Source organism: Pseudomonas sp. MT92 (assembly GCF_058792515.1).
Map to the genome: position 1 here is coordinate 65,157 of NZ_JBXAFA010000019.1, position 24,289 is coordinate 89,445.

Annotated in this window: 15 protein-coding genes and 6 pseudogenes; 9 read left to right on the plus strand and 12 right to left on the minus strand. The window is 54.2% G+C overall.

The window, feature by feature from the left end; translation table 11 throughout:
* Positions 1-211: 211 nt before the first annotated feature.
* A pseudogene (locus AC1Q6D_RS28695) lies at positions 212-853 on the plus strand (Na+/H+ antiporter NhaA); the annotation flags it as partial.
* Positions 854-1,252: 399 nt separating this feature from the next.
* Here AC1Q6D_RS28695 and AC1Q6D_RS28700 read toward each other — a convergent pair.
* The 4 genes and pseudogenes from AC1Q6D_RS28700 to AC1Q6D_RS28715 all read right to left on the minus strand — a co-directional run bounded on the left by AC1Q6D_RS28700 (position 1,253) and on the right by AC1Q6D_RS28715 (position 3,492).
* Positions 1,253-1,525, minus strand: coding sequence for a DUF202 domain-containing protein (locus AC1Q6D_RS28700; RefSeq protein ID WP_103404565.1), 273 nt, complete (start codon positions 1,523-1,525; stop codon positions 1,253-1,255).
* Positions 1,526-1,528: 3 nt separating this feature from the next.
* Positions 1,529-1,750 (minus strand): annotated as a pseudogene (locus AC1Q6D_RS28705) (transposase domain-containing protein); the annotation flags it as partial.
* Positions 1,751-1,864: 114 nt separating this feature from the next.
* Entirely contained in the window at positions 1,865-3,247 is a 1,383-nt protein-coding gene (gene ltrA / locus AC1Q6D_RS28710) for a group II intron reverse transcriptase/maturase (RefSeq protein WP_305887963.1), read from the minus strand.
* A gap of 113 nt (positions 3,248-3,360) precedes the next feature.
* Positions 3,361-3,492: a reverse transcriptase N-terminal domain-containing protein gene (locus AC1Q6D_RS28715; protein ID WP_256590258.1), complete on the minus strand. Its 132-nt coding sequence runs from the start codon at positions 3,490-3,492 to the stop codon at positions 3,361-3,363.
* 402 nt (positions 3,493-3,894) lie between these two features.
* On the opposite strand from AC1Q6D_RS28715, the gene AC1Q6D_RS28720 reads away from it, so the two are divergent.
* Complete coding sequence (locus AC1Q6D_RS28720; RefSeq protein WP_103404564.1) at positions 3,895-4,911, plus strand: IS110 family RNA-guided transposase; 1,017 nt, start codon at positions 3,895-3,897, stop codon at positions 4,909-4,911.
* Between the two features lie 509 nt (positions 4,912-5,420).
* Here the strand turns inward: AC1Q6D_RS28720 and tnpC are convergent.
* Positions 5,421-6,666 (minus strand): annotated as a pseudogene (tnpC, locus tag AC1Q6D_RS28725) (IS66 family transposase); the annotation flags it as partial.
* A 56-nt stretch (positions 6,667-6,722) separates the two neighbouring features.
* On the opposite strand from tnpC, the pseudogene AC1Q6D_RS28730 reads away from it, so the two are divergent.
* Positions 6,723-6,947, plus strand: a pseudogene (locus AC1Q6D_RS28730) (inorganic diphosphatase); the annotation flags it as partial.
* Between the two features lie 391 nt (positions 6,948-7,338).
* Here AC1Q6D_RS28730 and AC1Q6D_RS28735 read toward each other — a convergent pair.
* The 3 genes from AC1Q6D_RS28735 to AC1Q6D_RS28745 all read right to left on the minus strand — a co-directional run bounded on the left by AC1Q6D_RS28735 (position 7,339) and on the right by AC1Q6D_RS28745 (position 13,184).
* Positions 7,339-7,773 carry a universal stress protein gene (locus AC1Q6D_RS28735; RefSeq protein WP_103404563.1) on the minus strand — a complete coding sequence of 145 codons (435 nt, stop codon included), beginning with the start codon at positions 7,771-7,773 and terminating at the stop codon, positions 7,339-7,341.
* 67 nt (positions 7,774-7,840) lie between these two features.
* The gene (locus tag AC1Q6D_RS28740) at positions 7,841-10,573 is read right to left on the minus strand and encodes a cation-transporting P-type ATPase (protein WP_103404562.1); all 2,733 of its coding nucleotides are present in this window, start codon (positions 10,571-10,573) and stop codon (positions 7,841-7,843) included.
* 400 nt (positions 10,574-10,973) lie between these two features.
* On the minus strand, positions 10,974-13,184 hold the full coding sequence (locus AC1Q6D_RS28745) for an LTA synthase family protein (protein ID WP_103404561.1): 2,211 nt from the start codon (positions 13,182-13,184) through the stop codon (positions 10,974-10,976).
* Between the two features lie 295 nt (positions 13,185-13,479).
* On the opposite strand from AC1Q6D_RS28745, the gene nhaA reads away from it, so the two are divergent.
* A complete protein-coding gene (gene nhaA / locus AC1Q6D_RS28750) occupies positions 13,480-14,676 on the plus strand; it encodes a Na+/H+ antiporter NhaA (RefSeq protein ID WP_103404560.1) in 1,197 nt (398 codons plus the stop codon).
* Between the two features lie 169 nt (positions 14,677-14,845).
* Here the strand turns inward: nhaA and AC1Q6D_RS28755 are convergent, their stop codons facing one another.
* From AC1Q6D_RS28755 to AC1Q6D_RS28765, 3 genes are all read right to left on the minus strand, one after another.
* Positions 14,846-15,388, minus strand: a complete 543-nt coding sequence (locus AC1Q6D_RS28755) for an NUDIX hydrolase (RefSeq protein ID WP_103404559.1) — start codon at positions 15,386-15,388, stop codon at positions 14,846-14,848.
* Between the two features lie 93 nt (positions 15,389-15,481).
* The gene (locus AC1Q6D_RS28760; RefSeq protein WP_103404558.1) at positions 15,482-16,333 is read right to left on the minus strand and encodes a universal stress protein; all 852 of its coding nucleotides are present in this window, start codon (positions 16,331-16,333) and stop codon (positions 15,482-15,484) included.
* 11 nt (positions 16,334-16,344) lie between these two features.
* Positions 16,345-17,832, minus strand: coding sequence for a SulP family inorganic anion transporter (locus AC1Q6D_RS28765; protein ID WP_103404557.1), 1,488 nt, complete (start codon positions 17,830-17,832; stop codon positions 16,345-16,347).
* 625 nt (positions 17,833-18,457) lie between these two features.
* Here AC1Q6D_RS28765 and AC1Q6D_RS28770 point away from each other — a divergent pair.
* The 4 genes and pseudogenes from AC1Q6D_RS28770 to AC1Q6D_RS28785 all read left to right on the plus strand — a co-directional run.
* Complete coding sequence (locus AC1Q6D_RS28770) at positions 18,458-19,915, plus strand: TrkH family potassium uptake protein (protein WP_103404556.1); 1,458 nt, start codon at positions 18,458-18,460, stop codon at positions 19,913-19,915.
* A 145-nt stretch (positions 19,916-20,060) separates the two neighbouring features.
* The gene (locus AC1Q6D_RS28775) at positions 20,061-20,426 is read left to right on the plus strand and encodes a histone-like nucleoid-structuring protein, MvaT/MvaU family (protein WP_103404555.1); all 366 of its coding nucleotides are present in this window, start codon (positions 20,061-20,063) and stop codon (positions 20,424-20,426) included.
* A 571-nt stretch (positions 20,427-20,997) separates the two neighbouring features.
* Positions 20,998-22,091 (plus strand): annotated as a pseudogene (ltrA, locus tag AC1Q6D_RS28780) (group II intron reverse transcriptase/maturase); the annotation flags it as partial.
* Between the two features lie 29 nt (positions 22,092-22,120).
* A pseudogene (locus AC1Q6D_RS28785) lies at positions 22,121-22,994 on the plus strand (IS5 family transposase); the annotation flags it as partial.
* A gap of 246 nt (positions 22,995-23,240) precedes the next feature.
* Here AC1Q6D_RS28785 and nrtS read toward each other — a convergent pair.
* Positions 23,241-23,471 carry a nitrate/nitrite transporter NrtS gene (gene nrtS, locus AC1Q6D_RS28790; protein ID WP_103404552.1) on the minus strand — a complete coding sequence of 77 codons (231 nt, stop codon included), beginning with the start codon at positions 23,469-23,471 and terminating at the stop codon, positions 23,241-23,243.
* Between the two features lie 567 nt (positions 23,472-24,038).
* Between nrtS and AC1Q6D_RS28795 the strand changes: the two genes are divergently transcribed.
* A complete protein-coding gene (locus tag AC1Q6D_RS28795; RefSeq protein WP_207291509.1) occupies positions 24,039-24,275 on the plus strand; it encodes a site-specific integrase in 237 nt (78 codons plus the stop codon).
* The last annotated feature ends 14 nt before the right edge of the window (positions 24,276-24,289 follow it).

A 24,289-nucleotide genomic window follows, 5' to 3' on the forward strand; every position in this document is an offset into this window, starting at 1 on the left:
GTCTGCTTTACTGCTCCAAAATTGGGGGAGCGCCTCCAGCCGGATGCTGAGGGTTATTAATAGTCTAAACACCCACGGTGTAAGCGAGCAGCAATGATCTCTGCGACAGAGAGTAGCCAACTCTTGCGTCGACGTGGTGTTAGCGATCAGCTCAAGCTTACTTCAGGTCAAACTGACCAACCAGCTCTGTTTGGTAATGACCTGATACTACATGCCGATGTTGCTGGCCTCGCTCGCGACCCAGGTCATTCTGATCGCACTGAATCGACTGGGCGTAAGACGGCTGTTCCCCTATCTCCTGGTCGGGGGCGTGTTGTCGTTCTTCGTTCTGACATCGGGCGTGCATGCAACGCTGGCAGGTGTCGCCCGTGCGCTGTGCATCCCCATGGGCAGGCCAGAAGAAGCGCGGTCTCCGCTGCTGTTTCTCGAAGAAAAGCTGCACATGTGGGTAGCGTTCTCAGTGGTTCCGATTTTTGGCTTCGCCAACGCGGGCGTTTCATTGACCGGTATTTCCATGGAGAACCTGGTCGATCCGGTTCCACTGGGCGTAGCTCTGGAGCTGTTGGTGGGCAAGCAGGTCGGTATTTTCCTACTGGCTGCTCTGGCCATTCGTCTGGGGCTGGCCAAGTTGGCGGAAGGGAGCACCTGGACGCAGCTCTATGTCGCAGCGTTGTTGGGCGGCATTGGTTTCACCATGAACCTGATCATTGGCAACCATGCATTCGCCGGATCAGCTCATTTGATTGATGAAGTCAAAGTCGGGGTATTGATCGGTTCGATCCTGGCTGCGATTGGTGGTGTTATAGTTCTACGCCGCAGCAGCACCCTCGTGGGGGCCGTCGTAGCTAGGTAATATCGCTTGGATTGACCATCGTATTTCTTAAATCGGATAGATACGGTGGTTTGAGAAAGGGGCTGTCAAAATGAATGCATACCAGCGCCACCGACGCATCGTCTTCTGGTGTGGCTCATTCCCCGTATTAGTAGGTTTTACTATTCTAATGCTTGCCTTGATTCTGGCTGACCAAGTAGCTCCGCTAAATCTTCAAGACTTCGATGGCGTTGAGTTGAGTCAGCAAGTGAGACACGCCCCAAAATTGATGAATCTGAGAGCCGAATCAATTCTGGAGATGCCTCATTAGTAGGTATCCCGCTAATGCCTTTTCCTTTAGCGCCTTGAGGCTGAGCTTTGCTCATATGACGGCAAGATAAACCATGAGGAAGGCTCCCAGGACAGCGGTGAGCACATTTACTATAGGGCCAGAATTGATGCGTAGCCCTCTCGGATTTCAATTGGCTTCTGAGCTTTAACCACTCGTTTGTACTTCCAAGATGACCAGCATGCGGCCCATGAGTCCAGCATTAGGAAAACCAGTCCGATCCAGAAGGAAAAATGTCTTTCTGGGCTGCCCAAAGCATCTGGTTTTAGCATCTGTAACAATAGGCCGGATCGTTCAATCACAAAGCCAAAGGCCATAAGTGAAAGACCGGTTCGGTGTAAGCGTCCGCCGAAGTCACCTTGCATGACTCAGGCAGATACCCACTGATGCGGCAGCAGTTGGTCGATCTCACTCGCTCGCTGCATCGGCAACCGCGTCAGCACATCTTTGAGATAGGCATACGGATCATGTCCATTCAGTCGCGCTGACTGGATCAAGCTCATGATCGACGCCGCTCGTTTGCCGCTGCGAAGCGACCCGACAAACAATCAGTTTGAACGCCCGAACGCCCACGGACGGATCTGATTGTCGGGTAGTCAGACGCGGTTACCCACGTCCAACCCCCTAAGAACCGTGCATGCGAGTTTCCCAGCACACGACTCGAGCCTCTACAAAGGCACTATCAAGCACCCGGCAATACCTCTTTAACATTGGCACTGCTGATCTCTGGGGCAGCGCAGGTGATAGATTTCAAGATTGACTGCCGCGTCCGTTCCGCCATGAGCCAGCTTTAGAATGTGGCGACTATGCCACGGCGTATCTTTGGTGACCGGTTTAACGCATGCGCAGCAGCGGCCACCTTGCTGTGGCCACACCCGATACAGCTTGGCTCGACCCTTTGGGGAGATAAGCATTCTTTTGCCCCATCGGGATTCGAAGTACTCATCCCATGCGGGGTCGTGAGGGTTGGCAGCGGCCTTGATCTTGAAATGTCGCACAATTGGCGTGTTCGAGGCGTCCAATAACGTGTACTGACGCTTCCGACCATCGGCGGATTTTTCAGCACATGAGAACACCCATCGACGCGCCCCTTGTACTTTGAAATACCGATCCTTAACCCATCGGCGTGTCTTGCGAGGGTGGCGACGTACCGCCCATCGCCAGAGCATTTCCCACACTGCGCTGTCCACCTGGTTGAAGACCTTCTTGGCGACGACATGACTGTGATAGTTCGCCCAGCCCCGTAGAACCGGGTTGAGCAAACCTATCAAATTTGTCTGCCGTGTCGTTCTGTTCGCCTTGATCAACTCTCGTAGCTTGGCAAGGTGAGCGTTGATGTTCGCCTTTGACGGCTTGATCAGTAGCTTGCCTTTGTACTTGCGCACGTTCCATCCGAGAAAGTCTAACCCGTTCCCTATATGCGTGATTTTGGTCTTTTCCTGAGAGAGCACGAGACCGCGCTCCGCCAGAAATTCAACCACGGCAGGGCGAAATTCATTTTCGAGCCACTCTTTGGAATACCCATTGATGATGAAATCGTCCGCATACCGTACCAATCGCAGCTTCTTACCTGTCCATTTGGCGGTAGGGAACCTCTTCGCCAGCATCGTTTCCAGCCCGTCCAACGTCATGTTGGCCAACACCGGGGAGATGATGTCTCCTTGCGGTGTTCCGGCGTGGCTGGGGAACAGCTTGCTTTGGTAGACATAACCGGCCTTGAGCCATTTCCGTAAAATCGCCTTGTCCATAGGGATGTTGGCGATCAACCAGTCATGACTGATATTGTCGAAACAGCGTTGAATGTCGCCCTCTAACACCCACTTCGCATTTGCTCTTCGTGACAGCACACCAAAGCACTGCGCTGCGGCATCCGCTGTTGAGCGTTCCGGTCTGAACCCGTAAGAGTTCGGATCGGCGGTGGTCTCCTCGATGGGTTCCAGAGCCAACAAATGCAGCGCCTGCATGGCCCGGCATTTCATGGCGGGTATCCCGAGAGGTCTCGTCTTATCGTTTTTCTTCGGAATAAGGACTCTCCGAAGCGGAAGCGGTGAGTAGCCTCGCCTCTTCAACGACGTAATCGCACCGATCTTGGCCCTGGGCGTATTCCAAGTAACCTTGTCGACCCCAGGAGTGTTTTTCCTTTGTTTTCAGACACCCGTTTCAAGGCCAATGCCTTGCCACTGAACGAGTGAGTCAGCAGTCATTGCGGGGCTTTCGCCTTGTTATGCCTGCCGTCTTGTACGCCCTTCACAATACGCGCTTGCAGCCCTCTGACACGACGCTGTACGGCAATCCAATCGATGCTGTCCCACGACGTGCCGGAAGTGCACACGCGAATATTGTTGCGTTCATTTGCTCTCCCTCCGTTGAAAGGGTTCTACACACTCTCTTGTGATGAGAGACCATGAGGACGTCAGCCCGCTTTCGCGTAAGGTGATGTTTCAACCTCCATCCAGCCCGTTACAGGCTGGCGTTCGCTTTTTCCTCGTTCCTTCGCCCGCACCGCCATGGGCAGTTTTTGCAAACGGCTTTCCCTCACGGGAGCGATACGGGATTTCCACGTTCCGCTTACTGAAGTACGTCGGGTTAGGTGCCTGCTATCGACCGGGAGGCATGTGGGTCACGAACGCGTAGTCGAAAGACGCTATTCCCACCTCCATTACCGTTAATGAGATGGTCAGCTCGGCGAGTCTAAACTTGCCGAGGCGCGCTCTTTACCGAAGGAGGATCTCTCATGAATACCGTGACGCTTCTGGGTATCGACATCGGCAAGAACACTTTCCACCTGCATGGACAGGACGCCAGGGGCCATCAGGTGCTGCGTAAAAAGCTCAACCGCAACCAATTGCTCCCTTATCTGGCGCAGCTTTCGACCTGCAAAATTGCCATGGAGTCCTGCGGCGGTTCTCAGTGGCTTGCCCGGAAAATCAAGGAGCAAGGCCATCAAGTGCAGTTGATCGCACCGCAACATGTGAAGGCCTATGTCACCGGCAACAAAAACGACTTCATTGATGCCGAGGCCATTTGTGAAGCAACCTCGCGCCCTAGAACCCGTTTGGTCCAAGTCAAAACCGTAGAACAGCAGATGCTGTGCACTGAGCACCGACTGCGCAAGTCATTGGTCAGTCGACGCACCGCCGTCATCAATCAAGTGCATGGATTTCTCCTAGAGTTCGGCGTCATCTTTCCCGCCGGATACGCCGCCCTTGATCGGGTCTCGGGCCTGATGCAAAGCCGTGAACTTCCCATCCGTTTGATAAACGCCATTGAGCGCATGCTTGAAGATATTCGGCAGCTGACTGGCGAGATCAAAAAACTTGATGTCGAGATCAAGCAAAACCTCGCCCAAAGTGACGCCGGCCAACGCCTGCAAAGCATCCCTGGCATCGGCCCCCTCATCGCTAGCGCTCTGGTGGCCGATGTTGGCGACGCTTCGGTGTTCAAATCGTCCCGCGACTTCGCCGCATCGTTGGGGTTGGTGCCGCGACAGTATTCAACAGGTGGCGAAACGGTCCTCCTCGGCATCAGCAAACGGGGCGACAAATACCTAAGAAGCCTGCTGGTACAGGGCGCTCACACTGTTTTGTATCGAGTCGATCACCGCACCGACGCCCTTGGTAGGTGGGCCAAAAACTTGCTCGCCCGCAAGCCTCTGAACAAAGTGGCCTGTGCCCTAGCGAACAAGATGGCCAGAATCGTCTGGGTGATATTAACCAAGGGCGGCACCTACAACTCACAGCTTTTGGCTTGATCCGTACGCTTCACCACCGGCTTTTGCGACGTCAGTAGCTGATGACGATAAACGGCAGACATCCTGGCTGAAAACCTGAGAACCAAAAGAGCTTTGGAGGCTGAAGCGTTTTTAAAGGACAGGCAGGAGCGACTTCTCATCAAGGGCCGAGCACTATCCGTGCTCACACTGAGCCCGAATACATTAGCGCAAGCTCGATTTACCGTTCATCAATGCTGGGTGGCAGAAGATGGGCTGACCATACATTTGGTTCGAGCGTATAAGCCATTTCCGCTCGCTCAACTTAACGATCGTTGCGCAGATTCACATGCGTTCACCATACCGACTATCTAGCCCTTGTCCGGCTATGGCTGCCAGAAAGGTACGCCTCTCACGATTGGTACCCCGCACCTTGCGGTTGCCTCGTTCCATTGTCGAAGGCGCTCTTGATTCAGCCTTCTAGATTCACCCGGTGACACGGGTGGTTCCCGCCGGGGGGAACAACTTCATTAAGCGACTTCGTGTCGCACCTCGACTGGGTTGTTGTCGATGGGCACGGCCCCATCTTCCAAGTGGCGCGTCAGAGCGACCCAGCGTTTAAGGCTGTAATCCAAGGCTTTGGCCGTCGCTGATCCGTTGGGTACAAGATCGCGCTGGGCCAACATCCAGTCGTGCAGCGCTTTTGCTAACGGCGCAGCTTTTTCTTGCCGTATCCGCCAGCGATCCTCATCACTCATGTCGCACGCTTGGCGTTCAACTTCGTACAAGGCGCCAATCGAGTACCGCGCTTGCTCAGCCAGTTGGCTTTTGTTCGCCACGTGCAGATCGAAAAACTTGCGGCGGGCGTGGGCCATGCAGCCAATTTCGGTCATGCACTTCTCAAAACCGGCTTTGTAGCCCCTGAAATCGTCGCACACCAGCTTGCCATTCCACGAGCCGAGGAAGTTACGTGCATGCTCCCCGGCGCAGCTCGGGCTGAAGTCATAAACCACTGCCTTAAGCGCCGAGAACGGCGTGGTGCAGTAACCCCAGACATAAGCGCGGTGAGTTTTCTTCACTCCGGGCGCAAGCATCTGCACCGGAGTTTTGTCGGCATGGACGACTTGTTGGGCCAGAACAGCTTCTCGCAAGGCATCAACCAATGGCTGAAGCTGTACACCGGTCTGTCCCACCCATTGCGCCAGCGTCGAGCGGGCAATGGATAAGCCGGCGCGCCCAAAGATTTTCTCCTGCCGGTACAGCGGCAAGTGGTCGGCGAATTTCGCCACCATTACGTGAGCAAGCAGGCCTGCGGTGGGTATTCCCTTGTCGATTACCTGGGCCGGCACCGGTGCCTGGATCAGTGTTTCGCACTGACGGCAGGCCCATTTTCCGCGCACATGCTGTTCGACGGTGAACACGCCCGGCGTGTATCCAGCTTCTCGCTGACGTCCTCGCCAATGCGCTGGAGTTGGCAGCGCAGGCGCACTGGGTGTTTTCCGGTTCGTGATGAATTACGGTGCGTGGAAACTGCGGTGGCAGCGGCGCGCGCTTGGGTTGCAGGCGCTTCTCTTCTGGAGCGGGAGCTGGTCGGAGGGCCTTCAACTCGGCGTCGATAGCCTCAAGATCAGTGTTGAGCAGATCGTCGAGCAAGGTGCCTTGCTCAGGGCTGATCTGCTCGCTGCGCTTGGCAAACCTGTGCCGCTTGAGGATGGCGGTCTCGTGGGTCAGCTGTTCGATGATGGTTTGATCGCGGTGGATCTTTCTGTCCATGGTGCCGACCTTCGACATCAACTGCGCAGGTCGAGACCATGGGCAAGACGGTCGAAACGCTGGGCAAGAAGATCAACCGCGATCAAACGGTGATCGCGGTGCCTCATGACAAGCTCAGCTCTATGTACAGCGATGTGAAGGAGTGCTCAGACCTTCCCCCTTTGCTACTCGCGCAGATCCAGCACTTCTTCGAAAACTACAAGGCATTAGAGCTCGGCAATTGGGTAAAGAAGGGGCGCTGGGGAACTGCTATTGTGGCTCGGGAAGAGATTCGTAAGTCGGTGGATGCTTATGTCTTGAAATAGACTTTTGGGCCTGATTAATCACTATAAAAAACAAGCTCTGCTTCCGAAGAGTTGAGGGTGGGCAAAGCCGCGAAGGTTGGAGTGCCGACCACGAGGGCCGACCACCCTTTCGGGTGCCGACGCGACCCCGCCCATAACGCAGACAACGCGATAACATGGTCACAAAGGCCCTAAACATTATTGGATTCGCCGAGGGTCTTCTATTGGGGAGCGATCCTAGGCTAATCGATATCAAATCATTGTCGAGAAGGCATTTGATTCAAAAAATATCAACACCCCCGCTCGTAATAGTGCTTCATGGTCGGTTACTGAAGGGCAAGGCCTCAATCAAAATCTTCAAAACACCCGTCCTTGACAAATGGGGCCGTGCTATCAAACCATTCACGATCTCTTATTTGACTAAGGTGATTGGTACATCTGAGAGCTGAATCACTTTTGCCGCGACAGAGCCCAGAAAGATCCCCGCCAGAAAACCATTGCCATGCGAGCCTAGGATGATGCTGTCACATCCTAGGGAATGCGAGCACGCCACAATTTGGCTGGCTGCATCGCCTTGTAAGGTATGGAGTGTGAATGCAATCCCTTCTTGCTTCAGAAGCGCCACAGCCTTTTGCGAGTCTTCAGCACTTTTATCACCGTAGTAACGATCAATCTCATCTTCGCTCATGTCGTGTGCGATTCGAGTTGGTAAAAGAGACTGCACGTTAACCAGATGTACCTCAACGCTCCCGCCGAGTAATCCGCCATCTTGGATCAGCCCAATAAGGTAACGCACCGCGCGCTCCGAATGCTCGGAACCATCGACAGCTACAAGTATTTTATGCATTTTCTCAATCCTCTTTCAGTAGCATGAAGATGCTTGTCGTTAGGGTATGGCCAGGTTGCAACGCGTGCTACTCGGACAAGCGGATTCGAATCTGTTTTTCAATCTCGATGACCGCAAACAGCGCAAGGCCAACCCCGATGATCAGTAGGCCATCAAGGAAGGGGATCGCTTCAGTGGCAAACACCTTTTGCAGCGGTGGTGCATACGTGATGGCGAACTGGGCCAAGGTCACCACTGCGACGGTCATCCACACGACCCTGGTGCCACGAATGCCTTTCCAGGTAAGTGATGTGCTGTAGAGATTGCGAATGAAGAACAGATGGAATATTTCCATCACGACTAGCGTGTTCACCGCGATGGTTCGGGCCAACTCCACGGAGTAGCCACGGTCGAGTGCATACGAAAAAATGCCGTAAACACCACAGAGGAACAGAATAGAAACAAGCACCATATGCCAAACCAATGCACCGCTTATGAGTGGCTCTTTGCGTGAGCGGGGAGGTCTGCGCATAGTGTTTTCTTCGGTAGGCTCGAACGCCAGTGCAATGCCAAGTGTCACGGCGGTAATCAGATTGATCCACAGAATCTGTATCGGCGTCACCGGCAGCGTAAGGCCGAGTAGCAGGGCGACGATGATGGTCATGGTCTCGCCCGCGTTGGTGGGCAGCGTCCAGCTCAGCACTTTCTTGATGTTGTCGTAGACCGTCCGGCCTTCGCGCACCGCTGCCACGATGGACGCGAAGTTGTCATCGGCCAGCACCAAGTCTGCGGCTTCCTTGGCGGCTTCACTGCCTTTTCCACCCATGGCGATACCGGCATCGGCTCGCTTTAGCGCTGGGGCATCGTTCACGCCATCGCCGGTCATGGCCACTGTCATGCCATTCGATTGCAGCAGCATTACCAGTCTGAGCTTATGTTCAGGGCTGGTGCGCGCAAAAATATTGACGTGCTTTACCGCCTCCTTCAGAGCGGCATCGTTCATGGTGTCGAGGTCTACGCCGGTCAACACACTGTCGGGATTTTGCAGGCCAATCTGGCGACCGATAGCGGCGGCGGTACCGCCGTGATCGCCAGTGATCATTTTTACGACAATGCCTGCTGCTTGGCATTGTTGAACTGCCTTTATCGTCTCGGGTCTAGGCGGGTCAATCAGTCCGACCATGCCTAGCAGGGTTAACCTTCCTTGTACGTCCCCAAACTCCAACACGGTATGCTCGGGAGGAACTGATCTAACTGCAAACGCCAATACACGCTGCCCCTTGGCAGCAATGGCGTTTGCCTGTTCGTGCCAGTAGTCCGCATTGAGCGGTTCAGTTCCGCCAGCGTTTACGAGCTGCTGCGTGCTCATGGCCAGTATTTGCTCTGGAGCGCCCTTCACATAGATAGAGGCATGTCGATCATGGTTGTGATGCAGTGTCGCCATGAAGCGGTGTTTCGCGTCAAACGGAATGGCATCGGTGCGGGGCCAGGCCCGATGATCTTCATCACTATCGATACCGGTCTTTCCGGAAAATGCCAGCAAGGCACCTTCCATTGGATCACCCTCTACCTTCCATAAGTCATCATGCAGGCGCAGTCCAGCATCGTTGCACAGGCCGGCTGCTCTCCCCAGTTCAGCCAACGCAGGGTGAGCCGATATGTCGACTAACTGATTTGCGAGGCTGATGCTTCCCGCTGGCTGATAACCAGCGCCATCGACCGTGAAGATGAGGTCGTTCGTCACTATCGATGCCACCATCATTTCGTTGCGGGTCAGTGTGCCGGTCTTGTCCGTGCAGATGACAGAGACCGAGCCGAGCGTTTCGATGGCCGGCAGGCGACGTACGATGGCGTTGCGGCGAGCCATTGCCCGAACGCCGACAGCCAGCGTAATGGTCAGGACGGCGGGTAGCCCTTCAGGTATCGCCGCTACTGACATCCCGACCACGACCATAAAGATATCGGTGAACGCGTAGTGCCCGACATAATGGCCGAACACGAGCAACAACCCGCCGACTAACAAGATCAAGATTGTCAGCCAGCGCGCAAATACGTTCATTTGCTGCACCAGCGGAGTGGTCAGCGTCTCTACTCCCGCAAGCAGCGTGCTGATGCGCCCGATTTCAGCAGCTGCTGCGGTAGCAACGACAACCCCTGTTGCTTGCCCGCACGTCACGAGTGTGCCGCTGAATGCCATGCAAGTACGATCACCCAAGGCTGATTCGAGGCCCACTGGTTGGGTATGTTTCTCTACTGGTACGGATTCCCCGGTAAGAATGGCTTCTTGAACCTGTAGTCTGTTCGCGTGCAGCAGGCGTAAATCAGCAGGGACTTTGTCTCCCGCTTCCAGCAATACGATATCGCCTGGTACCAGCTCCTCGCCCACAATACTTAAGCGTTGGCCTGCGCGAATCACGGCGGCGTGCGGTGCCAGCATCTGCCGGATAGCGTCCATGGCTTTTTCCGCTTTGCCTTCCTGGACGTAACCAATGATTGCGTTTGCAATGACCACCGCCAGAATCACCACCGTATCCCACAGATGTTGCAGCATCGCGGTAATCGCAGCGGATCCTAGAAGCACGTAAATAAGAATGTTGTGAAATTGCAGCAAGAATCGCAGCCACGCGGGTCGCCGTGCTGCTTTTGGCAAGCGATTGAAACCAGTACGGTCAAGCCGGGCTTGAACTTCGGCGGCGTCCAGCCCGACATGCTCATTGACCTCAAGCAGGTTCGTCACCTGCTCTGCAGGCAGGGAGTGCCAGGCAACGGAATGCGGGGGGATTGGTGTTTGCTCAGCTGCTGCGTCGACCACCTGATTCATCAATGATTATCTCCTGTGCGCACATCTCAACTGAAACGGGCTGAGGTGGTCATGAGCGGGCGTGGCTATATCAGAATGCTGAAAAATCGTTCGTCGTTCTTAAATTCTCTCCGCCATCTAGCTGATACGAACTAAAAGATCCATGCAACCAACCGCTTGATGATTATTGACTTAAATCAAATTGTTGGCCGTCGGTAGTGTGACAAGATATTTACTAAGAAATCTATTCTTCGATCTAAGTCTCTTGTGATTTGTGGTGCCAGCACCCTAATACTGTTTTTTAGTAAGTTCGACCTGCCAAAAATTCAGAATGCAGTTGCTGCAATACTTCGATAAATCATTACGTTACAACCCGCATATTGGTTGCACTCAAAGTATCAGTGCAACCATACGGGGGTACCTAACTTGATTGAGCACCGCTATCGAGCGGTGTCTCGTCCAGTACCTCTAGTGTCTCTGGCAACTCGGTAATCACGCTGAAGTCACTCACCTCGACGGCACCCAATCCATAGCCCAGCAAATGGAACGAAAACGCCTTACGCGACTGCGGATTGCCGAAGCTGAAGTCCATCTCCAGTGGCTGGTCTGCAGTGACGAGCATTTCGGCGGGGAGGCCCAACTGGACATCCTGCTCCAGTTCCTTGGCCTTAAGCAGAATGTAGGCGTTCTGTTGTGGATCTACCGAGCGCACGGTCAGGCGCACGCGAGTGTGTGAGCCCTTGGGCATTTCCAGATACTGCGCGCCAATGAGGTTGTCGGCCCAGTCATCCTTGATCTGCGCCTGAAGCGGGATGATGGCGGGACTGCCGAACTGGTAGTGCTGGTTCAACGGTGTCCGGAGCAGAGAATGATCCAGTTCCGTCGCTCTGGCTGCGATTTGGCGGGCGCGTTTGCCTCCATACTGACCAGTCAAAGTTGCACGCTCGGCAATGAAGCCTGCGCTGGCGTAATACCGACAGCGCTGTTGAAAGTCGCACTCGGTCAACGTTCCCTGTCCATCGTGATAGCGAAGCTTGTCGTTAGTGAACGAGATGATCTCGCGGCCAGTTTCATAGTCACGAAATAGGGAGCGACCGCTCAACGCTGAAGGGACGGGTAAGGCAAAGTAGTCGAGTATTGAGGCGCTCAGATCGACATGCCCGTAGACCCCGGACGTCACCTTGGGCAATTGTGCCTGCTCGGGGGCCAGCATCAGGTTGAAGCCCCAAGAGGAGGCCAGCCGCACCCCGTCGATGCCGTGGGATTCGTCCGAGGTGATCACCACCAGGGTGTCTTTCAAGATGCCCTGACGTTCCAGACCGCTGAGGAATTGCCCAAGCGCATCATCCAGATACCCCACGGCGGCTTGCTTGGGCGTGTCGTAGCGCTGCAGGTAGTCTTCAGGAGCCGAATAGGGCAGGTGGGTGCCAACGGTCAGTAGCGTCAGCATCCACGGTTTTTTTTGTTTTTTCAGCTGGCCGACGTAGTCCAGCGCCCCTTCAAAGAAGGCCTTGTCATCCTTGCCCCAAGGGAACTCCAGGTAGTTGCTGTTGGTGAACCATTCCAGGCCATGGGTGGCATCGAAGCCGATGTGCGGCATGATCTTGTCTTTGGCCATGAAGCGCAGGCCCGCACCCTGAAGGTAGTGCGTGGCGAATCCGTTCTTGTGCAACTGGGCCGGCAGGCACGCCTGGTTGCGTTGGTTCTGGGTCAACATTTCCACCCCCTTGGGCGTGCCGTTGTCCAGTTTGTCGTAATCGCCGCAAAGCATTGCGTACAGACCACGAATGGTTTGATGGCTGTGTAGGACATAGTCGGGTGTAGTCATACCGCGCTCTGCCCAACGACTGAGATTGGGCATGAGATTTTCCTGATAGCTGCTGCGCAGGGCTTCGCGGTTGACGCCTACGTAGGCGCCGGGAATACCTTCAAGTGCGATGATCAACACATTGCGCGCACGCCCCGGTGCGGCAAGCAGTTTCTGTCCGTCCAGATCGAGTTGGGTGAGCCCTGCCATTTGTGGAGGGACATCGGCAACATCACCTGCCAACCATTCTTCCGCGCTTGTCTGTACATCACCAACGCTCGCGACCAGTAACTGATGCGGGAGATTGAACAAGTGCCACTGGTCTTCGTCGGAGGGGTATAGCTGTTGGGCGCCCCCATGGGCGATTAATAGCAGCAGCGGTGCTGCCCACGCGCTTCGTGGTAAGCCCGGAGCGGGATTGGTGCGGCCCATCCACTGCGTTATAAGCCAAATCACCAGTCCAAGGCTCAGGGTGGCGGCTAGCCATGGCTGAGCGAAATCACCACCGGTAGAGTTTTCCAAAAACTGAGGGTCGATCAGGTAGTGAAGGTCTGAGGAGTTTGGAAGCCTACCGACTGCGCTGACCAGTTCGGCAGTCGCCAGCGTCATAAGTCCCCAAGCCAGCAACACTGGAAGTGCTAACCACCAGGGACGGCGATGCAGGAGTACGATGAGCAGGCTCGCGATTCCGAGATCTGAAAGGTAGCCCAGTGGATTCGACCAACCCAGTGCCGCACGCAGGCATAAAGGCACGATCAGAACCAATCCGATCAGAGCGATGAGACGCGCATAGGGTTGTCGTAACCAGTGACGGATAACGTTCACAAAAAGACCTTTCAGACATCAAATCTTCATACAAGTGTGCTGGATGGTATCAAGCGATGGGAAGACTGATCGGGATATTCGAAAAGGGCGTGGGGTATTGAGCCGATAGACGGCATGGGTTTTTTTTGCGTGCCAATAGCTTCTGTTCTTAAACCCCATTCCAGAGCGCTGAGTGGAAGACATTAATGCCTGGTTATGGCCTTGAGCATTAACTGTTTCAGGCTGTTTAACGCCGCCATGTTCGTGGAGGCCAGGTGTTAATATATTACCTTTTTAAGTAATACCAAGGACGTTGATGACCAAGCACCAAGCTTCAGCCGAAACCCCTAGAGCAGCCGCAATTCTGGCCCGCTTTTTGTCGTCGGAATCCGCTGGCGGTCTTGTGCTGATGGGCGCAGCACTGGCCGCACTGATTGTTGCTAACTCGCCTTTATCCCAGAGTTACTTTGCAGCCTTGCACAGTGTCTGGATGGGCATGTCTGTCGAGCATTGGGTGAATGATGGCCTGATGGCGATCTTCTTCCTGATGGTCGGCCTCGAAATCAAAAGAGAAGTGCTGGCAGGTGGACTTTCTACTTGGGGCCAACGCGCCTTACCGGGATTTGGTGCATTGGGCGGCATGGTTGTTCCTGCGTTGATTTACATCGCAATCAACTGGGGGAATCCTGAGACCTTGGGCGGGTGGGCGATCCCAGCTGCCACTGACATCGCATTTGCCTTGGGTGTTTTGTCGCTACTGGGTAAGCGCGTCCCCACTTCGCTGAAGGTATTCCTCGCTGCCCTGGCGATCATTGACGACCTGGGCGCGGTGGTCATCATCGCCTTTTTCTATACCTCGGGCCTTTCCATGCCGATGTTGCTGGCCTCGTTTGCGACCTTGATTATTCTGGTCGCAATGAATCGACTGGGCGTAAGACGGTTGTTTCCGTATCTCCTGGTCGGGGGCGTGCTGTGGTTCTTCGTGCTGCAATCGGGCGTACACGCCACGTTGGCGGGTGTCGCTGTGGCACTGTGCATCCCCATGGGCAGGCCTGAGGAAGAGGCCCGATCTCCGCTGCTCTTTCTCGAAGAGAAACTACATTTATGGGTGGCGTTCGCTGTGGTTCCGATTTTTGGCTTCGCCAACGCAGGTGTTTCATTGGCTGGTATTTCCATGGAGAACTTGGTTGATACGGTTCCCTTGGGTGTAGCGCTGGGGCTGTTGGTGGGTAAGCAAGTCGGCATTTTTCTATTGACTGCTCTGGCCATTCGTATGGGGTTGGCCAAGCTGCCGGAAGGGAGTACCTGGGTGCAGCTGTACGGCGTGGCACTGTTGTGCGGCATTGGCTTCACCATGAGTCTGTTCATTGGCAATCTGGCGTTCGCCGGATCACCTCTTTTGATTGATGAAGTCAAAGTAGGGGTATTGATCGGCTCGATCTTGGCGGCGATGGGTGGAGTCTTAGTCCTACGCCGTAGCAGCGTTCTAGCAGGTGCTGCCGTAGCCAAATAATCTCGCTTGAGATGACCACAGTATTTCTCGAAGCCTAGAAATACTGTGGCATCCAATATTTGAGTGCCCCGCTCTTCATATAGGGCGCTCAACCCTTGAACTGAGCGAATGAAAGTCTGCAGTAGAAAATTTGGGTAGCAACGTGCGACGGGTGTAAGAAGTGCGGCGCTTAACCTCTCAAAAGACGACTGGACGCCAGCAGCTCTGAAGCGACTTTTCTCAGCATAAAAGTCTCGCGCTGAATTGATTGCCCCATCGAAGACTCTTGACGCTGCATAACGGCCTGATTGTGTGCGATGGCTTCATGCAGGTTGATCCAGACAGGCCGCATACCATTAGCGATTTCATGGCTCTCCATTCTCACGGGCTCTAGCTGGAGCGCTACCTCGCATAGATAAAAATGCGAGGTCATGTGCATCAGGTCGTACTGGGACTTCCGGTAGGGCCGGTACTCCTCAATGTAACCGTAGTGCTGGAGCACCTTTATTTCACGAGCACCAGTCTCTTCCTCAAGCTCGCGCTTCAGGCCTGTGACAATGTCCTCGTCAGCATCAAGGCCGCCTCCAGGAAAGCTGAAGTCGTTATAGCGCTCAGTGAACAGCAACAGGATTTGTTTGTCCCGCAACACGATGCCGCGTGCGGCATGACGACGGAACACTCTCCCTTGTATGGATTTCAGTTCTGGATGAATAATTTCGGTTATGAGTTGCATGAGGTCTCAGCCAAGACTTGTTCAGGTAAGCATCATTTAGGATGTCCACAGTATTTCCGAACTCCTGAAAATACTGTGGACAGAAGCGACACTTCAGCGAAGCAGCAATACAGGCATGGTGGCTGTCCGAAGCATCGTAGTAGTCGTGCTTCCTACCAGAAATTGTCTGATGCGCGAGTGCCCATAAGCGCCCATGACTAGCAGATCAATCCCATGCTCGGCTTGATAAACGTGCAAAGCCGCCTCCACTTCTCCTTGTCGGATCTGGGCGTGTACTTCAAAGCCTGCAGTAAGGAGCATGCTTACAGCCTTCGCCAGAACCTCTCTATTGGCTTCTGAGTCTGCTTCTACCATGACGAGATGAATGGGCAGGCCTCCGCAAAGCTGGCTGGCGGCAAGCATCTGAACTGTTTTGTAGGCCGTAGAGCTGCCATCAAACGCAAGCATCACTTTTTCTGGTTTTCTATAGCTGTTGGCTGTGATCAAGATGGGCCGGTGAATTGTCCGCACGACAGCTTCTATCTGGCTACCAAGGGTTCGCATACTGCGTGTGCTGTCTTCGCCCACCCGGCCAATGACCAATAGTCGAATATCGTCCTGAAGGTCGCTCAGGCTCTCTACCAAGTGTCCGTGGCGCTGCTTCAGCTCAGGAAAGGCAGCGCCGGATATGACAGTTCGCTCCCTGGCCTTTTCAAGCATGAGTTTACCCTGCTCCAAAGCGAGCCTGGCACGGCGGGCATCTAACGTAGCCAGTTCCTCCAGTAGATGCTCTCGACTGCCGAGACCAATATTTCCACTCAGGTCAGCTGATGCCGGGTATTTCTCTTCATCCAGTATATGCAGCAAGGTAAGTGGCGCATCTAATTGCTGCGACGCCCATGCTGCGTAATCGCAGACCGCCAATGAGGATTGTGAGTTATCAATGCATGCCATTACGTGGGTCATTGTTGATCTCCTTAGTGGCTCATGAGCTTGTCGATGGCACCGGGTTTGTCATGCACGCCAAAGCGGTCAACGATTGTTGCACTGGCTTCATTGAGACCTAGCACTTCAACCTCAGCGCCTTCACGGCGGAACTTGATCACGACCTTATCCAGCGCTGCGACAGCGGTGATATCCCAGAAATGCGCCTGTGTGAGATCTATGGTGACCTTGTTGAGCGCTTCCTTGAAGTCAAAAACTTCGGTGAACTTGTCTGCCGAACTGAAGAACACCTGGCCCACCACTTGGTAAGTCCGATGCGATTCCGCCTCTTCAAGAGCGCTCTTGATATCCAGGTAGTGCCCGACCTTGTTGGCAAAGAACAGGGAGGCCAGCAGCACGCCTACCAGTACGCCGTATGCCAAGTTGTGAGTGGCCACGACGACCACAACGGTCGCGACCATGACGAGATTGGTCGACAACGGATGCTCTTTCAGATTGCGTAAGGAATCCCAACTGAAGGTGCCGATGGACACCATAATCATCACTGCGACGAGTGCCGCCATTGGAATCTTGGAGAGCCATTCGCCCAGGAACACCACCATAAGCAGCAAGAAGATACCCGCGCACAATGTGGAGAGACGGGTACGGCCACCGGACTTCACGTTGATGATTGACTGGCCGATCATGGCGCAACCTGCCATGCCACCGAGCATCCCGGCAGTTATGTTGGCAATGCCTTGCCCCTTGCATTCTCGATTTTTGTTGCTGGTGGTATCGGTCAGATCATCGACGATTGTTGCGGTCATCATGGACTCAAGCAGACCTACTACGGCCAAGGCAGCTGAGTATGGGAAGATGATCCGCAGGGTTTCAAAGTTCAGCGGGACTTCAGGCCAGAGGAAGATTGGGAGCGTGTCCGGCAGTTGGCCCATGTCACCCACGGTGCGGATATCCAGACCGAGATAAATAGCAATCGCGGTTAGAGTCAGGATGCACACCAGTGGCGAGGGGATCACCTTGCCGATCTTAGGTACATAGGGAAATAGATAGATGATTCCAAGGCCCGCTGCCGTCATCGCGTAGACGTGCCAAGTGACATTCGTAAGCTCAGGCAACTGCGCCATGAAAATTAGGATTGCCAAGGCGTTTACAAAACCAGTGACGACTGAGCGAGAGACAAAACGCATCAGCGAGCCAAGCTTCAGGTAACCGGCAAGGATTTGGAGAACACCACATAGAAGAGTCGCGGCAAGTAGGTATTGAAGCCCGTGGTCTTTAACCAGCGTGACCATGAGCAGTGCCATGGCACCGGTTGCCGCGGAGATCATGCCAGGACGACCGCCGACAAATGCGATAACAGCACAGATACAGAAGGAGGCATAAAGACCGACCTTGGGGTCGACGCCGGCGATGATGGAAAAAGCGATGGCTTCCGGGATCAGCGCGAGTGCGACCACGAGCCCCGCGAGCACATCTCCACGGACGTTGGAAAGCCACGTTTGTCTGAGTTTTTGCAGCATAGAAAATATCCAAGGCAAAGCATCGCGCACGCCAAATGGATGGCGAGCGAATCGATACAAATTCAAATTTTGAGGATTTTTTGCTGTGTGCTTAAGGTGTAAAACCAGGCGTACAGCAGTGCGCGCCCGCGAGCGAAGCTAGCGGAAGCAAGGTGTTGCGAGGGGGCGTAGCGCTAAGGCGGCGTAGGCTGCCAGTAAATCGTTTGGAGTACAGTCATGCTGGTGTTCCTGTAGCTCAAGGGTAAGGCTGAACGATAAGTATACAGTCAAGTTATCGTCGATTGCGACCCGCTACCTCGCCTTGGGCGGTTTGCGTTGAGTAATGCCTTTTGGCAATATCTCTCGCCTGCGCTTTTTTGTCAGTTCTCCATCCCTCTCAGTTGGGAGCTGCGTAGTTGAGACGCGCAGGTAAAACCCGGCCAAGTGCCGGGTTTTTGATTTTTCTGGTCAAATTTTGATCAGTGTGACTCGGAGAGATTTTTGAGCGGATGAAGGCGAGCTAGCGTCTGCTACATACTGGCGAACCTTGGCTCACTGATTGCCTGAAGAAATTTTACGCAAAATTTACGGGGCTTAAAGATTGGGCATCCGATACTGCGCGGCGCTAATTCGGCAGGCTAGTTCTATGTCCCACGCAGCACTGCGGCTTATCGGCTTCATCTTAGGCATTTTTCTGATCACGCTGGCCATAAGCATGGCTATTCCCATGATCACGCTGGTGGTCTATGAGCGTAGTAGTGACGATCTCTCGGCCTTTCTCTGGTCGAGTTTGATCACCTTCATCTGTGGGCTCCTGTTGATCGTGCGGGGACGTCCCGACAATGCTCAGCTTCGTCCGAGGGATATGTATCTACTGACGACTGGCAGTTGGGTGGTGGTGTGTACCTTCGCGGCGTTGCCTATGGTGTTCATCAGCCACATCAGTTACACCGACGCTTTTTTTGAAACGATGTCCGGCATTACAACCACGGGCTCAACTGTCTTGAGTGGTTTGGATACGGCTTCACCTGGATTGTTGATCTGGCGCTCGATGCTGCACTGGCTGGGTGGTATCGGCTTCATCGGCATGGCTGTGGCGATCCTTCCACTGTTGCGAGTGGGTGGCATGCGTCTTTTCCAGACAGAATCCTCAGACTGGTCGGAGAAAGTGACACCTCGCTCCCATGTGGCCGCCAAGTACATCCTCTTTCTCTATCTGGGACTCACGGGCCTCGGAGCACTAGCTCTCTGGATCGCTGGAATGACGCCGTTTGAAGCGATCAACCACGCCATGTCCTTGATCTCAACTGGCGGATTCTCTACTTCGGACGCCTCACTGGGGCATTGGACGCAGCCAGCGATTCACTGGGTAGCGGTGGTCATCATGATTCTGGGTAGCCTGCCGTTCACTTTGTACGTTGCGACATTGCGCGGCCATCGGCGTGCGCTGATCAAGGATCACCAGGTACGCGGATTTATTGGTTTCTTGATTGTCACCTGGCTGGCTGTCGGGACATGGCTGTGTTTCCACAGCGACTACGGATGGTGGGATGCGTTTCGTATCGTGGCGGTCAATGTGACCTCGGTAGTCACGACTACCGGAGTAGCAGTTGGCGACTACACGCTATGGGGGAGTTTTGCCGTTCTTTTGTTCTTCTATTTGACCTTTGTCGGTGGGTGTTCGGGCTCCACGGCTGGAAGCCTCAAAATTTTCCGCTTTCAGGTTGCTGCCGCTCTATTGGTCAGTAGTTTGAAGCAGTTGATCCATCCTCGAGCCGTGATTCAGAAGAAGTACAACGGTCATCCCATTGACGAGGAGATCTTGCGTTCGCTTTTGACCTTCTCGTTTTTCTTCACCATCACTATTGCCGCTATCGCCTTGGGCTTGGCTCTCATTGGACTTGATTGGACAACAGCATTGAGCGGCGCAGCTACTGCGGTGTGTAACGTCGGGCCAGGACTGGGCACGATTATCGGGCCAGCAGGAAATTTCTCATCATTACCTGATGCCGCCAAATGGCTACTGACCGTTGGGATGCTACTAGGGAGGCTGGAAATCCTAACGGTGCTGGTGCTCGTAACTCCAGTTTTCTGGAGATATTGACCCTCACAACTATTGAGCGGTTTCGCCCACTTTGTCGGAGCTCCGTAGGCCAGTTTAAAAAGGGCATGGGTGACGAAAATCAAATCATCACTTAGCATGGGAAATGTGCATTCCGCGCAGCCCTAAACCTTAAGGAAAGTTTCCCATGTCTCGTTTGGCTGAATTTCGCAAGCTTGAACAACAACTGGCCGAACAGCTCGCAGAGCTCGAGTCGATGAAAAGTGATTCTGGCCTCAAGGCCGAAATGGAATTTGAGAGCAAACTCCGCGCATTGCTTGGTGAGTACGGCTTCAGTCTACAAAACGTCATCAGCCTGCTTGACCCTCATGCAGGTCGTCGCTCGCCAGTCGCTACCGCACCGAAAACAGTCCGTAAGGCGCGCGACGTGAAGATTTACAAGAACCCGAATTCGGGTGAGCTGATTGAAACAAAGGGTGGTAACCACCGTCATCTGAAAGAATGGAAAGCCGAGTTTGGTGCAGACATTGTCGAGTCGTGGCGCATTCAGTAAGTTTGTTTTGGTTGCCAAGGGGCCTGCATGGACCCTTTTATGTTGGTGCGCCAGGCATGGCGCATAGCGCCGTAACTGGCGCTATTCAGTTCATTATGGTGATGAGTCGGACGACTTGGAGGTGGAAGTCCTCTACACACCCGGCAAGTGGAAGTGTTAGCCAGAGGCAAGGATGCCGCGGGTGACTGCAAATCTGAAGGAAACCCGAGGCAAAATGCTGGCCTGACGAACAGGAAGCGAATTAGGCGGCGTAGCTGGGTAAGAAGGCCAACATCTTCGGAGTCCAATACTTGCATGGAACGCTACGACGTATATCCGACAGGCATAAGCAGGAAGGTCACGCGAATTACCCTGGGAGATCTGTACGCTTGCCATTGTGCTACCGAGCGTCGTGAGGCGACGGGATGAGCGTGCAAAAGCCAGCCGAGGCCGTAGTAAGTGGCGAATAACCACGCCTCCAAGGGCCGAACAGGTTATGCCGCCAGTAGGCGCCAGAGTCTCGTCGAATGCTGAACCGCAGAATATTCTCCAAGAGAAGACTGTCACCTCAAGTCCCGGACGGTATCCGAGGATGACGGCTTACAGGGCGCAAGCATCGACGGCGTCTGTGACGTGGACGAACGCGGAGCCGGACACGCTGATGGAGCGGGTGCTTGCACCGGCCAACCTCAAGCGTGCGTATCAACGCGTGGTCAGCAACAAGGGAGCGCCGGGTGCCGATGGTATGACAGTCGACCAGTTGGCGGGCTACGTGAAACAGTATTGGCCGATCTTCAAGACTCGGTTGCTGGCCGGTGAGTAGCACCCGCAAGGTGTGCGCGCCGTCGACATCCCCAAACCCAAAGGCGGAACCCGTCAGTTGGGTATCCCTAATGTGATGGATCGCCTGATCCAGCAGGCTCTGCTGCAACAACTCACGCCGATCTTTGACCCGCTGTTCTCGGACTATAGCTCAAGCGCCCACCAAGCCCTCGAAACAGCCCGTGCCCATGTGGTGGCGGGTCACCGCTGGTGCGTGGAACTTGATCTGGAAAAGCTCATTGATCTAGTCAACCACGATGTGCTGATGGCCCATGTGCAGCCCCAGGCCGAAGATAAGCTGGTACTCAAGCTGATCCGTCGCTATCTCGAGGCCGGAGTGATGTCGGGCGGGATCGCCAGTCGACGGCAGGAAGGGACGCCGCAAGGCGGCCCGCTGTCGCACAGCCTGCTCAACGAACTCGACTGCGAGCTGGAGCGTCGGGGCCATCGCTTTGTGCGTTATGCCAATGATGTGAACACTTATGTGCACAGTCATCGTGCTGGAGAGCGCGTGATGGCAGGCGTCGAGCGGTTCCTGAGGCAGCGTTTGAAACTGACGCTGAACCGGGAAAAGAGCCGCGTGGCACGACCTTGGGTCTGCGACTATCTGGGTTATGGGACGAACTGGCATCAACAGCCGAGTCTGAGAGTGGCGACTATGAGTCTGGGTCGCTTTCGTGACCGGCTCAGAGACCTGCTGCGTCGATTACGGGGCTGCAAGATGGCGACTGTCATCGAGCGAATAAACCTGTACTGCGTGGTTGGGCAGGCTATTTCAAGCTAAGTCAGAGCAAGCGGCCACTTGGGGAGCTGGACGGCTGGGTGCGTCACAAACTTCGCTGTGTCATGCCTAATACGCGGGCAAACGTAAGCAGATGCGCCGCTAGCGTTTCCTGATTGAGATGGATCAGATCGTGCCCTGGAAAGGCCTGATTGCGTAGATCGAACCGCATTATCTGAAGGGTGAAGGCGGTCGTCCGGCGTATCCGTTGATGCTCATGTTGCGGGCAACATCTGATGCAAAGCTGGTTCGGCTACAGCGACCCGGCGAGGGAAGAGGCCCTCTATGAAACCGCAATTCTGTGCCAGTTTGCCCAGCTTCATTTGGATCGGATTCCGGATGAAACCGAGATCTTCAACTTCCGCCGATTGTTGTAAAAGCATGAACTGGCCGACGTGATTTTGCAGGTCATCAACGGCTCTTTTGGCGACCGCGGTTTGCTGCTACGCCAAAGTACTGTGGTCGATGCGACGATCATTCATGCGCCAAGTTCGACCAAGAACAAGGACGGCAAACGCGTCCCCTAAATGCATCAGACGAATGAAAAATGTATTTCTTCGGGTTGAAAGTGCACATCGGTGTCGAGGCCGAATCCGACTTGGTACATAACCTGGTGGGTACGGCGGCGAATGTGGCGCACGTTACACAGGTCAATCAATTGTTGCACGGCGAGGAAACTAACGTCTCTGGCGATGCCAGTTACACCGGCGTAGAGAGGCGTGTGGAGCATCAACATCGCTAGATGAACGGGTCGATTGCAGCGCGGCCCAGCAGCTATAAGAAGCGTGAAAAAAAAGAACCTAACAGGTCGTATGCGACGCGTATATCGAATACGCGAAAGCTCAAGTCCAGGCCAAGGTGCGCATCCATTCCTGGTGATCAAGCGCCAGTTTTGTTATACGAAAGTCCGCTTCCGAGGCTTGGTTAAAAATACCCCGCAGCAGACCACACTGCTTTCCTTGTCGGGCCTGTGGATGATGCGAAAGGCTGTTGAATGCAGGCGAGGCGTGCCTGTGACGCGGACAATGAGCCCTGAAAAGGCGCTACTCCGCAAAAAACAGCGCATTGAGAGGAGGAAAGGTCTGATTTTCGATTAAGTCGGCATTTTTAAATCTCAAACAGCGAGGCCGTTAAAAACTGCTATTTACTTCAGACCGATAGTCCCCGTCCATTTGCTCAATGCTATCTACATAGAACGGAGCATGTGTGTAACCTTAAGATTCTACTATGAATTATAGACGGCTTTGTGATCGTGCTTTTTGTTCGTGTCGAGCCGCACTGTAACTCGATACTGTAAAGGGTACAGCGTAATTTAGCAGCAAATTCCACCAGGAAATATTTTGGTTGTTCCAAATTGCATCGCTTTGGTTAATAAGATTGAGCACTGTACCGACAGCCAGTGCGACCCAAGCTGCCCCACTTAAAATAGCTAGTTTGCACCATATGCTAAAAAAAACGGCCATTCACTATCTTCCTATATGTAGTACAAATTCTTGGGTTTGGCTTAAGCGCACGCTACAAATTTGGTTGGCACGTCCCTGTGCCTAGGGCGGAGATGCCTGCGTTGTCGGAACCTCCTCTCATTCTTGAAATTCATACAATCAATTAGCATTACCGCATTTCTGTTATTTAGAGACATTCAGGGGTGGTTTGTTACAAAAAAAGATATGTATTTGTGCGGGTAAATATCAGGTCGAATACTTATCTGTTGCAACAGTGGCATAGAGCATGTCGTAAACTGGGGTACATTGGTGGAGTAGACATGCTAGCTACTTTTCCATTGCCGCTTATCAACATGAGCTCATGAAATTAGTAACTGCACAGTATTTTTAAGTGAACGCCATGGCATATATTTGGTAACGGCGACTACCCAAATACGCTGAGTTAGTGTGACATTACCTTCAGTGGGAGCGGGAAGGTCTGCGGATCTCGCTGCCACGCTCAAAGACCGATCAGGAGGGCGAGGGACTGGACAAGGCGATCCCGTTCGGCGACAGCGTCTGCTGCCCGGCAAAGGCACTACGGTGTTGGTGGATGCCGCTCCGATCGAGCAAGGGCCACTGTTCCGGCGCATCAGTCGCTGGGGAGTACTCGGTGAGGTGGCACTGCACGAGGGTAGCGTGAATACCATCCTGGCGGCACGTGCCAAAGCAGCAGGGCTGTTGTATGTGCCAGAGATGAGTAGCCACAGCCTGCGACGTGGACTGGCCACCAGCGCCCATCGGGCTGGGGCGGACTTTCTCGAGATCAAACGGCAGGGCGGTTGACGTCACGATGGCAC